Source organism: Pseudomonas sp. B3G-3 (assembly GCF_028640915.1).
GTDB lineage: Bacteria > Pseudomonadota > Gammaproteobacteria > Pseudomonadales > Pseudomonadaceae > Aquipseudomonas > Aquipseudomonas chlororaphis_I.
This window is the reverse complement of the sequence record NZ_JAQZAB010000134.1, coordinates 155,788-168,419: the sequence shown is the minus strand read 5'-3', so window position 1 is coordinate 168,419 and position 12,632 is coordinate 155,788. Positions and strand designations below refer to the sequence as shown.

Below are 12,632 nucleotides of genomic sequence, written 5' to 3'. Positions count from 1 at the left end.
CCCCCCTGTCGACCTAGAACGCCCAGCGCATACCCAGCACGACCTCGCTGGAGACCAGGTTGGCCTTCATCTTCTCGTCCTGCAGGCCGCGGGCATTGGCGAAGTTGTTCCAGCCACTTTCGGTATCGCCCATGTCGATGTAGCGATAGCCGAGGTCCAGGGCCAGGCGATCGGTCACGTCGTAGGCAACGCCGGCGCCGAGGGACCAGGCCAGGTTGGTCTGGGTCGCGGAGCCGTACTGGCGCGACTCGTTACCCTGCCAGCCCTTCGACTCGAGCTGGGCCAGGCCCAGCCCGGCGGAACCGTAGACCGACAGCTTTTCGGTCACGCGAAAATCCCGGTAGGCGTTGAGCATCACGCGCCTGGACTCGATGTGGTGCTCGTTGAGGCTGGTGGGGAAAGTGGTCGAGCCGCTGGTGAACTTGTCCTTTTGCGGCAGGGACAACTCGCCCTCCACGCGCCAGCCATTGCCGAATCGGTAACCGACCCCGATCGAGCCCGTCATGTCCTTCTGGCTGTCGTCGCCGGACACAAACGAACCGATACCGGGACGTGCGCTGGAATCCATATTGCGGGCCTTGCGCTCGGCGCTGATCACCCGGGCGACCCCGTAGTAGCCCTCCTCTTCGGCCGGAGCGGCCAGGGCCAATGAGCTGTAAGCCACAGGGGCGAGCAGCAGTGCGACGGAGATTTTTGTAAGCGTTTTCATGCCTGGTTTTGTCTCTTGTCTTTTAAATGAAAGCTTCACAGCCTCGTGCCGTCAGCCGCGGCTATCGACCGCCGCCGCACCGTTGGAAATGATTACCTCGACCCGACGGTTCAACTGGCGCGATTGCGCCGTGGTGTCGTCGGCTAACGGCACTGCGCAACCTGGCCATTGCCTTCGAGCATTACAACGAACTGCATCCGCACAGTGCTTTGAACTATCGCTCACCGAGAGAGTTCAGGCGCTTGGCGGCAGCATCAATTTAACGGGGAGTTGGTGTCCGGTTTGGTAGGGGCAAGTCCAGAGCGGTTTCATAACCCACGAATGCGTCGTAGAGTCGCCCAGCAAGATTTGAAGTTTTCAGCTCTTTTTAAACCATCCGTGGAAATGGGGAGAGCACCTTCGAAAAATGAATTCCGCTACGCCCCGGCAGGAGTGGAATGAGGGCAGGACTCGGTAGGTGCACGTCAATCCCATTGCTGGCCTTGCTGCATGCCAGATTGATGATATCTAGCCCCTAATCATGCCCTTTACCATCAGTGTGCACACAGTCCAGCACAAGCCATTTTCCAGACTGATAGACGGTCTGCCTATACAGCAACTGAGGAGGTAGAAGTTTTCGAAGTCGGGCAGATAGTGACCCGATCTGTTACTTCCCTCGGCCGTACAGCAAGTCACATCAGCCAGGTCTACCGTGCACTGCTCTGCGCGCTGGCGGTGGTGCTCTGCTGGGTGCTGACACCCAGGGCATCATGGCCCGCATCTTCCAGCATTACAGCTACACCAAGACCCTGCCCTACTCACAGATCGCCGATCTAGACCGGGCTGGCTCTGGCCGATGGTGGCACGCTGCTGAAAGTCTGGACCTGGGGGATGGTGCTGTGGATCGTAACGCCTGAGCCGCATCACCCTGGAAGTACTCGAATAGCATCAGGGCATCTGGATCCAGGCCCTGCGCATTGCCTTCAGGCATATCCGCGAACTGGCGGAACTGAAAAAGATCATAACCCTCGCCATGGGGGACAACCTGATCGTCGGGGTCAGATCATCGCCTCAAGCGAAGGTGTCAGCAAGTGGGTTGCCCGGACGATTATGACCCAGTGCTCTTTGGCCTGGACCGGGAGAATATGTGCCGCGGTCATTACCAGGATTCACGACCCACGATGGGGCATGAAACCCGGTGAATGAACGGCTCGCCCAGGCCTTCTATCAAATGCTGAGCGGCACGGCGGCCCATTTCGTAATACGGGAGTTGCACCGTGCTCAGCGGTGGATAGAACAACTCGGCAACGCCGACCATATTGTCGTAGCCAAGTACCGACACCTCGGCGGGAATGCGCAGGCCACGACTGAGCAGGTATTGATAGGCGACCAGGGCAATGCGGTCGTTGCCGCAAATAAGCAAATCGAAGGGAGGCTTTCCATCCGCCCCCTGCAGTTGATGCTCCAGCGCTACAACCGTTTCTTCATAGGCGTCGTCAGTCGACAGGTTGTATTGGGGAACGCTGCCCAGCAGCACATCGGACTCTGCGAAGGCGCGAACCAGTCCCTGCTGGCGCAGCTCCCAGGCGAGACTGCTTTGCGGCAGGTTGATGCACAGCGGCTTGCGGTAACCGCGCTGGAGCGCCTGGCGCACGGCCTGATACTGTCCCTCTTCGTCATCGGGCACGTAACAGGCCACACCCGGTTGCGCACTCACGCAGTTGCTCAGGACCAGCGGCAGGCCGAGCAGCGCCTGGGGAATTTCCACAGTGCGCAACTGCATGGCGCTGAAGATAATGCCGTCAGGCTGATGGGAGAGCATCAGGTCGATGGTCTGCTGGCTCGGCGGCGTCTCGAACAGGTTGAGGATGAACAGGTTCCAGCCGTTTTCCCGGGCCGTGCGCTCCAGCGAGAGCAGCATTTCCACCGCGAAGGGAGTGGTCGCGGTGTCGAGTGCGAAAACGCCGATGGTTTTACCACTGGAATGACCGCCACGGATCTTGCGAGCCGAAAGGCTCGGCACGTAACCCAGGGTCTCGACTGCTTGACGAACTTTCGCCAGGGTTTCCTGATTGACCTTTTCCGGGGTGTTGAGCGCCCTGGATACGGTCATGAAGGAAACCCCCGCCAGCCGTGCGACATCTTTAACTGAAGCCATTCGGGGTGCCTTGATTGACTGGCCGGGCATCATGTCATGCCAGGCAAAAGCATGACAATACGAGGCCCGGCCACCTCAGGCTGACTTAAAGCCCAAGATCGGCCAGTTTCCAGGCCAGGATATCCCCGAACGCCCCTGTTCCGTTGACCGCGAAAGCCTCGATACCCAGGCTGTCGGGCCGCGGATAGATGCGGCTGCTCAGGCTGTAGGCGCCGTCGTCGACAAACACCTCGATGGAGGAACGATCCAGGTAGATTCGCAGGGCGATCCGCCGCTGCTCCAAGGCCACCGGTACGCTGCGCACCCCACTGACGCCAGCCCCCGAGTATTGACGATCCAGCACCAGGCGCCGGGCCATGGCGTCGAAATACAGCAAGGTCCGCTCCTGCCCGTCATCACTGCAGCGCAGCGCCAGGCCAAAGCGCTCGGCACTGCTGGCGCCAAGCTCCAGTTCGAGCTCAAGCTCCAGCAGCGCGCCGCCGACTTCAAGCGTCTGGGTGCGGGAGTCGATCGCACCGACCTGCTGGACGTGTCGCGACTGTCGCAGCGCGGTCAACTCCCGGGCCGGTCGCATGCGCAGCCGGTCGCCGTCGCGGCTCAGTTCCCGAGGCAAGGACAGCGCGCCACACCAGTGATGCGCCTGGCTCGGCATGGGGCTGTCCCACATGTCCATCCAGGCCCAGAGCAGGCGGCGCCCGTCTGGCGCCAGCAGGGTCTGCGCGGCATAGAAGTCGTGACCCTGGTCAAGTTCGTGAAGCGGGCCGCTGTCAGTGAAGACGCCGCGACTGTCCAGGTGTCCCAGGCGATAGCTATTCTGGAATTTGTTCCAGTTAGCGTAACCACTGGGTAGCAGACCTTGCGGCGAATACAGGAAAACGTCGCGCCCCTCCAGTTCGAAAACGTCCGGGCACTCCCACATATAGCCATCCGGCTCGCGCCGACCTTGCAGGGCACAGCCGAGGTATTGCCACTGATGCAGATCCTCGGAGCGATAGAGCAAAAGCTGCGGGTCATCTCCCTGACGTGCGCCCAGCGCCATCCGCCAGTGGTCTTCACACATCCAGACTTTCGGATCGCGAAAATGCATGATGTCCGGATGCGGCGTGGTATCGATCACCGGCCCCTGCTTGGTGAAGTTCAGGCCGTCGGTGCTGCTGGCCAGGCATTGGACCTGGCGGATCAGCCTGTCATCGCCCGCCTCTCCCAGCCACCGATGCCCGGTGTAGATCAGGCACAGCCTGTCGTCCACGACCACTGCCGATCCTGAAAAACAACCGTCGCGGTCATAAGCGTCGCCGGGCGCCAGCGCGATGGGCAGATGCTCCCAGTGGACCAAGTCGCGGCTCCTGGCATGCCCCCAGTACATCAGCCCCCACTGCGCCGAGTAAGGATGATGCTGGTAGAACACGTGATAGTGGTCTTGAAAAAAGACCAGGCCGTTGGGGTCGTTCATCCATCCCACCGGCGGTGAAAGGTGATAACCGAGGCGATAGTCGTTGCCCCGTTTGGGCAGTTTCTTGGCGATCGCGCGATGCGCTTCGTCCAGCCGTGCAGCATGCATGGATCAATCCTTATCAAGGTTCATGACGGGAGCCTCTTGAGCCAGGGTTAGCCGTTCAATCGAATCGGCCGCTGTGGCCTGGGAGGATGTACGAGACGGGTCCGCGCGTAACAACGGCCATGACAGCAACAGACAACTGCCTACCAATCCGGCCATCAGCACGTAAACGCTGGAGAAGCCGACATGGTCGTAGCCGTATCCCACCAGTGGCGACAGCAGCATCGCGGTCAGTTGCTGGGCAAACTGGAACCCCACCAGATAGATCGAGGCCGACAACCGCGAATCGAAATTGAAGGAAATATATTTGAATACCGAGACCAGCAGGATCGGAAGTTCAAGGGCGTGCAACATCTTGCAGGCGGCGATGGTCCAGGCATCCGTTGCCAATCCCGAGCCCAAGATGCGCACGAACATGATGCTGCCCGCGAGGATCAATCCATACTTGGCGCCCGTACGCCCGACCATCCGGGGCGCGACCAGCATCAAGACGGCTTCGATCAGAACCTGGGATGAGTTCAGGTAGCCATAGGTTCGGGTGCCCTCCTCCGGAGTAGGGAAAAACGAGGAGAAATACACCGGGAATTGCTGTTCGTAGATTATGTAGATGCCGCACACTCCGGTCAGGTACAGGCTGAATGCCCAAAAGCGCGGCAGTGCCAGCAACGCCCAAAGATCATGCAGCCGCACCGGTATAGCCGCCTCACCAGCCGCATGCGTTCCTGGCTTGTCGAACTTGCTCAGGTCCAGGCGAAACAGGATCAGCAAGAATGCGATCCCAGCGGTGCTACTCATGTAGAACGCCAACTCCGGATCGATGTTGAAGACCACGCCGACGCCCCCCGTCGCACTGGCCCAGCCCAACGACCCCCACATGCGGGCGGTACCGAATTCGAACCCTGCATGACGCGACAGCCGCTCCGTATACGACTCGATGACGCCCACTCCCGCGAGCATGGAGAACGCTAGGAAAGCCGCGCCGACCATGGCCCCCAGTACCAGGTTCTGGGCCAGCAGGTTGGCATACAGGTAGATCACAAAGGGTGCTGAGGCACAGAGCAGGATGCCAATCCATACCAGCAGTTTCCTGGACAGGCCAAGCCGATCCTGCAACGCGCCATAGAAGGGTTGGATAAGCAGCGCCGCAATGGCGTTGGCGGCAAAGATAAACCCAGTTTCGGTTCCATTCAGACCTATGACTCGATGCAGCCATATCGAGAACAGCGAATAGCTGGACGACCACGAAAAAAAGAAAAAGAACAACAAACCACTGATGAGCCAGTACTCGCGCTTGATTGATAGCTGCATGTGACGATCTCTTGTTTTTATTTAAGTTAACGTTAACATTGCAAGACAATTACGCCCCCCTCTCCACATCCGTGTCAAGTGGGGCCGAGCATCAGGGGTATGGATAAGGACCTGGATAGAAGGTCTTTGCAGCGCCCGAATACAAAAGCCAGGGGGTTACCTATGAGTTCTGTGGTCTGTCAGCCTTTGGTTGGTTTTTCCCTGCTTTTTCTCTCCACTCAACTGCTCGCCGCGCCAGCGCAAAGCGTCGAAGAGCGTCTGACCAGACTTGAGACCAGGACCTCCGCCGCCGAGGCCCGTGCCTTGTTGGCCGAAGCCGATGCAGCCCGATTGCGCAAGGAAGTCGAGCAGTTCCATAAGCAAATCGCGATCGTCCTACCGACGACCACACGCGCCTCCCTGGACGAGCGCGTTGCGCGGATAGAAGCGAGCCAGCAGTCCCTTGAACGCTCGCCTGCAACGACCTCGTCTGCAAGCCGTTCGACCGAACCTCTGAGCGACGGCTTCACCTTCGGTGGATATGCCCGCTCCGGGATCATGGCCAACGGATCGGGGGCCGGTCATGGTGGCCCCTACGTAACCCCCGCAGGTGCCGTGGGCGGGGCCGTTGGCAGGCTTGGCAATGAAGTCGATACCTACGTGGAGGCGAAATTTTCGAAGGAGAACCAGGCCAACAACGGTACGCATTCGAAATACACCTTGATGCTCGCCGACGGCCTGGAAACGCCCAACGACTGGACCGCGGCAGAAAGCTCGCTCAACGTGCGACAGGCCTATGTCGAACTGGACCATCTGGCGTCCTTTCAAGACAGCGAACTGCTGCGCGATGCCAAGCTCTGGGCTGGCAAGCGCTTCGATCGGGACAACTACGGCATCCACTGGATGGACAGGGACATTGTGTTCCTGGCCGGAACCGGGGGCGGTATCTACGACCTGCGTTCGAGCGAAGACTGGCGCCTCAATGCGTCGCTGATGAGCCGCTCCTACGGCGACTTCGGCACCGAGGAAAACAAGGATATCCGCAGCTATATCGCGACCCTCAATCAGTTTTTCGATGGAGGACGCTGGCAATTCATGCTCAACGGCATTTCCTCTAGCCAGAACGATGCCAACCTGAACGATGAGAGTCGGCAGGCCTTCGACAGCGATACCCGGGCCAACAAAGCGGGCTTGCGCCCTGCCGAAAGCGGCGCCCATGGCATGTTCGCCTACCACCGACCGGACTTTTTCGGTCGTGAGGGCTACCTCAAGGCCGCGCTGTTGTACGGCAAGGGCCTGGGCGCCGAGGTCAACAACATCGGTGCCGATGGCGATCTGCTGGACGAGGCCCGGACATTACGCCTGGCGCTCTATGGCCATACCCACCTGGACCAGGCCTGGCGCATCGCCCCCGCCCTGATTGCCGAGCACAGCAAAGACCGCTACGTGCCCGGAGACGACTATCGCTATTGGACATTCAACCTGCGCTTGGCCAATGAACTGACCAGCAATTTCGAAATGCAATATGAACTGAGCTGGCAAAGGATGGCGCTGGATGCGCGCGGCTATGCGAATAGACAAACAGCCGATGGCAACTACTGGAAGCTCACGTTCGCGCCCACGTTCAAGATGCAAACCGGAGACTTCTTCGCTCGCCCTGAATTGCGCCTGTTCGCCACCTATATGAACTGGTCCAGGGACCTCGACGACTTCAGCGCAACAGACGATTTCGGCCAGAAGGGCTTCAAGTCCGGCGGCAACTGGCAATCCGGCATGCAGATGGAAGTCTGGTTCTAGACGCCTTCCTTAACGCATCGTTCTCCGCCCTCCCCGCCCAGCACTAAAACGCCTCGAACAATTCAAAAAACTAGGCATCACCAACACGCCCAGAATAAATCACTCATAAGGATGTTATCTATGTCACGTGGATTCGTATTGGAAGATCTGACCATCACCAGAAAGCTGGGATTGGGATTCGGATCGTTATTGGCCTTGGTCGTGCTACTGGCCCTGGCAGGTTTTTATGGCTTGCAAAGCGACGGGCAGTCCTTGAAGCGAATCAACCGGATCGGCAGCCTGTTCGACCAGACAGCCTTCTCTCGCGATGCCAATTTTGCTTATGCCCTGACCCTGGATTCAGGACAGCTTGACCGGCACGATTCCCACCTGGAAATCATGCAACAGATGCTTTCCAGCATATTGGACGACATTCACGCCGGTCGCTGGCCACAGGAGGACCTGGGGACAGTAAAGCGCCTGAACAAAAAGCTGCGTGCCTATATCGACACACGCAATCAGCAGCAGGCCGAGGCGAATGTCACGCAAACCGCGCTCAAGCTGAATGACTCCCTGTTCCCCTTACAAAACGCAATCAACGAGTTGTATATCGCCGAAGAGAGCCGCGCCAAGAGCAGCGTGGATCTTGTGGCCATGATCCTTGCAGGGGGCACATTATTTGCCCTGGTACTCGGGGGGCTGATTGCCTGGGTCATCAGCCGCCAGATTGTCATTCCGCTGCAACAAACCTTGCAGGTTGCCGAACGCATTGCTAATGGCGATCTGACAGCGGAATTACACAGCGAACGGGCCGACGAACTGGGCCAGCTTTTGAGTTCGATCAACGGTATGAGTCATCGCATACGCGATGTTATCTCGCAGATTGGTTTTGGCTCCCATCGACTGGCCGCCGCTGCCAGCCAGTTTGCGACAATCACCGCGCATACCCGGGCGGGTATCGACAGTCAAAAAAGCGAAACCGATCTGGTCGCAACAGCAATGACTGAAATGACTGAAATGACTGCAACGGTACTAGAAGTAGCGCGCAACTCGAAAGAGGCAGCCGGCGCCGCGAAAAGAGCGGACCTTGAGGCCAGCCATGCATTGACGGTGTCGCAGCGGGCAGTGGCGCAAATAGAAACACTCGCGCACAAGGTCAGCCTGTCAACCGACTCAATGATCCGCCTGCATCAGGAAAGCAGTCGTATCGGTGGTGTGCTCGATGCCACCAAGATGGTCGCCGGACAAACCAAGCTGCTGGCGCTCAATGCTGCCATCGAGGCGGCGCGCGCCGGTGAAGCGGGACATGGTCTTGCCGTGGTCGCTGACGAGGTACGCAGCCTGGCGCAGCGGACGCAACAATCATCGGAGGAAATAGAAACCCTGATCGAGGGACTGCAGCGTATTGCCGAGCAAAGCTCACAGATGATACAAGCCAGCGTGCAACAGACTCAATCGGCGGTCACCGGCGTGCGCAACACCAGGGACGCTCTGGCAACCATCACCCAACAGGTCTCTGACATCCAGCAGATGAGCCTGTTAATTGCCACCGCAGCGGAGGAACAGAGCGCTGTGGCTGAGGAGATCAACCGCAGCATCTTGAATGTGCGTGAAACAGCCGACCAATCAGCACAAGCCAGTGCAGAGATCACCACCTCCAGTGTCGAGCTGGCCCAGCTCGGGGGCGATCTGCAAGGCTTGGTCAAACGATTCAAGGTGTGAGACGAGCACGACACTCCACCGACCCGCCTCACTGCCTGCCGCCAACCTTGGCGAAGGTTCGACGATTGGCGACCGCTCAGGGCTTCGATCACTGTTCGAATGCGGCGTTGAGCGAATCTTTAAACCAGATGCACACATGACTGACTGCTCATAAACTAATTAATTTTTTCCACTTTAAAGCGCCGAAAGCGCAATAGACCATGATCATCAATAACTTTTATCAAAACAGAGTCAACACCAGATAAAACATCACCAAAATAAAAGTTAGTCTGGCTACCTGGATAAAGCATCGTACCGTCGATTTTTTTCTCCCCCCCTCTACTCTGGAGAACTAGAGAGTCTATCGTGATGTGAAAATATGAAGGATTGCGACAACTAACATTGACACCACCTCTACGCTGCTCAGCAACACAAGAAAGCCTGAAAATAGCTTCCTCACTGCCTTCCACTAGCGCGGCAGTACGATTGAATACCTTCAACCGTAAACGAGTCGAAACGGCAATCATTGCCCCCATGGCCTCTCGACGATCGCTCAGTGGGATTTCTTGAAGGTTTAGCCAATACAGACTCTCATTTTCCTCATTTTTTTTCTCAGCCGGAGGAATCCCGACTATGCGGATTGCGCGCACCTCTTGAGGGGATAGACGCACCAAAGGTGGAAGCGAAGTTAAAGAAAGGTTTAGCAGGTTTGGATCAATTGTCGTATCCCCAAGATCAAGCCAACTTTGAACTACTACCGGATACTCCCCTGCATTGAGGATCTGCAAGCTCACCTCCCGCGCAGGTGATTGAATAATAATTCGGGTTCTGTCCACTACCAAATCCCCCCAGGCAACCGAAAAAGTAAACCCAAGACCAAGGACAAAGCAACTCATCAGCACACGAATTGCAACGATCACTGATTTTGCTCCCCAGTTGAAGCGCAGAGCACATCAAACCTTAATATTGGAGTCTTTTGAGGTTTATCGCTAAAGTCTACTAACGCTTTGCAGCTTTCAATACCCCACTTTACTTGATAGATCGCTTGCGCCTTTTCCTCCCGAAGATAGAGTAGCCCCGACTGGCCAACCAACCCAACTTCCTTTCCATCAATATCAACAGCAGTAGCCCCAAATGGAACCACTTGCCCCCCAGCCTGAATCAACCGCAACATCAATGCACGGCCTTGATGTGTTGCAAACTTAACCTTCAGAACTGCTCCAGAATATGGCACAGCCTGCTTTGAGGACTGGAGCAATTCGACATTCTCATCCATGCCCAATGGGTCCAAACTGATACGATTGAAAGCATAAGGTGTTAGCGATGGAAGCAGTGCAAAACCATGACTATCGATAGTCGGTGCGGACATAGACCCCAGCTTGGCACCTTTAGCTCCAGGAGCTTCGACTAGCGCAAAAGTGTCGCCGAGATACTGTCCTAAGGTTATCCCTCCAGAATGTACCACCAGCGCACCAGCAGCCAAGGCAGAGACTTGAGTGCTATCTACCGACTCACTGAGACCTGCCCCTAAGCGGGCATAGGGCGACTGATAATCAAGGCTAGTACCTATACTGTTATTCCAATTATCTTTCCCAAACGCACGACTGCCATGCAAGCTATAAGCCCATCTCCCCTCTTCATCCAGCAATCCATTGACGCCACTTTGCATTGAGCTTTTGCCATCACGCTGTTGAGCTGAAAGATTGAGGGATGCTGATTTTTTACCAAAGTCCAGTGGCGCTGAAATGGAAACAGCGATGACATTATCTGCCTGACCATCGCGTTGAAACTGACGACTGAATGACAACGACGTATTGATCTTTCCGAAATTACGCTGATGAGTAAGCTGAAACTGCGAATCAGCCCCGCCCTGATGGTAATCAGTACGACTGCCACTAACAAAAAAAGAGCCATAGTCTCCTAGGGGCTGACTCAGAGTCAGCTCCATACGCTGACGCTGACCAAAACCATAATAACGTCGAAAACGATCCGAGAACTCCTCCTGCTGCTGCTTGCGTTCGACCATTGCTTGGCGCAATGAGGTATATCCGGCGGTCGAATAACGATAACCAATCAAAGATAGGTAGGTATCTGTCCATGGTAATGTACGACTGAAACTCTGACGAAACATCCACCCCTGCTTGTTACCTCCGCCCTGCTGACTTGATGAATGTGTAACATCAAGACCAAATGCGCCAAGCCGGGAAGACATCACCCCACCGAAACTCTGTGAGCTGTAATCGATATCACTGAGCCTCATTCCACCATTAAGCGTCAAAGAGTTACTTATCCCTTGTTCGAGCGTCCAGTCAACGAAGTCTGCTTCACCAATACCTTGCATATCAAACCGGGTTTGACCCGCGGTAGCACTATAACGAGCAAGCCCCGGTCGCAAGGAACCAGCTACCGAAGAAAAAGGCACATTATAGCTGTATTGATGACCATCAGCCTCAGTAATCACAACTACAAGATCACCGCTATAGCTGGCAGGGTATAGATCGGTGATTTTGAAAGGGCCTGCAGGTACTGTAGTCTCGTATATCTGGCGTCCTGACTGCCAGATCACGACCCGAGAGTTGCTGCTAACATTACCTTGCACCACCGGCGCATAACCTCGTTGGCTTTGTGGCAACATACGTTCATCAGAAAAAATAGCTGCCCCCCTATAGGCTACCCCGTCAAGGATCCTACCTTGGGTATAACTATCACCTACGGTCAAATCCGCACGCCAATCAGGTAACACCCGTCGAAGGTAAGTAGAGTCACTTTGCCAACGCCCACCACCATCGAACCAGCTGATACTGGATTGATTACGCAACTGCCACGAGCCTAGATTCAGACCGTTGCGCAAACTCAAGAAACTCGAATCTGTACTCTTGTTGTTAGCACTGGTAACCCCAAAATAGCTAAGGTTGTAACTAGAAAATAAAGCATTCTCGCCATGCTGCCAAAGTGATTGAGGAACCAAATCGTGGGCGACCTGATTGAGTTGCGCCTGAGGGATGCTTAATACCAGTCGCTGCCCGCGAGCATCAAAGTCAGCCTTCCCCAAAGGCAACCATTCGTTGATAGTTCGACACTCGGAACTCTCTATATCTAGAGATAAACCATGACGCGCATCACGCAAGGCTTGCTCACGGACACCAATCTCAAGCAACAATGATAATGGTAAACACGCTTGGACACTTTTGCCACGGCGTGCGAATTCTAGACGCCGATTACCTGAGAATCGTTCATTAATATAAAGATCAACATTATTGAAGCCCGGCAGTACCTGACCTTCAACCACTTCATCCAGATTGACCGTAGAGGTTTTCGCTCCGAGCAGAAAGCTTGAGTTGAAGTGATAGTTATCATTTTCAGAAGCTACTACAACAGTATTTACCAGACCTAGAAGGAAGCTAATGGCAAAAAAACTGATTTTCCTCATATACATCAGGAAGAACCCTAAACATCAAAACTTT

The 12,632-nt window shown here is 55.9% G+C and carries 8 protein-coding genes and 3 pseudogenes; 5 read left to right on the top strand and 6 right to left on the bottom strand.

Features of this window, described 5'->3' with window-relative positions; genetic code table 11:
• Positions 1–13: 13 nt before the first annotated feature.
• Complete coding sequence (locus tag PVZ80_RS32280; RefSeq protein ID WP_273864691.1) at positions 14–709, bottom strand: outer membrane protein; 696 nt, start codon at positions 707–709, stop codon at positions 14–16.
• A gap of 146 nt (positions 710–855) precedes the next feature.
• Here PVZ80_RS32280 and PVZ80_RS32275 point away from each other — a divergent pair.
• Both PVZ80_RS32275 and PVZ80_RS32270 read left to right on the top strand, forming a co-directional pair.
• Positions 856–972, top strand: a pseudogene (locus PVZ80_RS32275) (integrase core domain-containing protein); the annotation flags it as partial.
• Between the two features lie 409 nt (positions 973–1,381).
• Positions 1,382–1,766, top strand: a pseudogene (locus tag PVZ80_RS32270) (MFS transporter); the annotation flags it as partial.
• An 81-nt stretch (positions 1,767–1,847) separates the two neighbouring features.
• On the opposite strand, the gene PVZ80_RS32265 reads toward PVZ80_RS32270, so the two are convergent.
• From PVZ80_RS32265 to PVZ80_RS32255, 3 genes are all read right to left on the bottom strand, one after another.
• Complete coding sequence (locus PVZ80_RS32265; RefSeq protein WP_273865045.1) at positions 1,848–2,846, bottom strand: LacI family DNA-binding transcriptional regulator; 999 nt, start codon at positions 2,844–2,846, stop codon at positions 1,848–1,850.
• A gap of 85 nt (positions 2,847–2,931) precedes the next feature.
• Positions 2,932–4,407 (bottom strand): glycoside hydrolase family 32 protein, encoded by a 1,476-nt coding sequence (locus tag PVZ80_RS32260; protein ID WP_273865044.1) that lies wholly within the window; start codon positions 4,405–4,407, stop codon positions 2,932–2,934.
• Between the two features lie 3 nt (positions 4,408–4,410).
• Positions 4,411–5,712: an MFS transporter gene (locus PVZ80_RS32255; RefSeq protein ID WP_273865043.1), complete on the bottom strand. Its 1,302-nt coding sequence runs from the start codon at positions 5,710–5,712 to the stop codon at positions 4,411–4,413.
• Between the two features lie 162 nt (positions 5,713–5,874).
• Here PVZ80_RS32255 and PVZ80_RS32250 point away from each other — a divergent pair, with 162 nt between their 5' ends.
• The 3 genes and pseudogenes from PVZ80_RS32250 (at position 5,875) to PVZ80_RS34145 (ending at position 9,189) form a co-directional block, all read left to right on the top strand.
• Positions 5,875–7,488: a carbohydrate porin gene (locus PVZ80_RS32250; RefSeq protein ID WP_273865042.1), complete on the top strand. Its 1,614-nt coding sequence runs from the start codon at positions 5,875–5,877 to the stop codon at positions 7,486–7,488.
• Positions 7,489–7,599: 111 nt separating this feature from the next.
• Positions 7,600–8,325 (top strand): annotated as a pseudogene (locus PVZ80_RS34150) (HAMP domain-containing protein); the annotation flags it as partial.
• The gene (locus PVZ80_RS34145) at positions 8,317–9,189 is read left to right on the top strand and encodes a methyl-accepting chemotaxis protein (protein WP_435307303.1); all 873 of its coding nucleotides are present in this window, start codon (positions 8,317–8,319) and stop codon (positions 9,187–9,189) included. The pseudogene PVZ80_RS34150 and the gene PVZ80_RS34145, both read left to right, overlap by 9 nt.
• 155 nt (positions 9,190–9,344) lie before the next feature.
• Here PVZ80_RS34145 and PVZ80_RS32240 read toward each other — a convergent pair whose 3' ends face one another.
• Both PVZ80_RS32240 and PVZ80_RS32235 read right to left on the bottom strand, forming a co-directional pair.
• The gene (locus PVZ80_RS32240) at positions 9,345–10,088 is read right to left on the bottom strand and encodes a fimbrial biogenesis chaperone (protein ID WP_273865040.1); all 744 of its coding nucleotides are present in this window, start codon (positions 10,086–10,088) and stop codon (positions 9,345–9,347) included.
• Complete coding sequence (locus tag PVZ80_RS32235; protein WP_273865039.1) at positions 10,085–12,604, bottom strand: fimbria/pilus outer membrane usher protein; 2,520 nt, start codon at positions 12,602–12,604, stop codon at positions 10,085–10,087. Before PVZ80_RS32235 ends, PVZ80_RS32240 begins: the two co-directional genes overlap by 4 nt.
• Positions 12,605–12,632 lie beyond the last annotated feature (28 nt).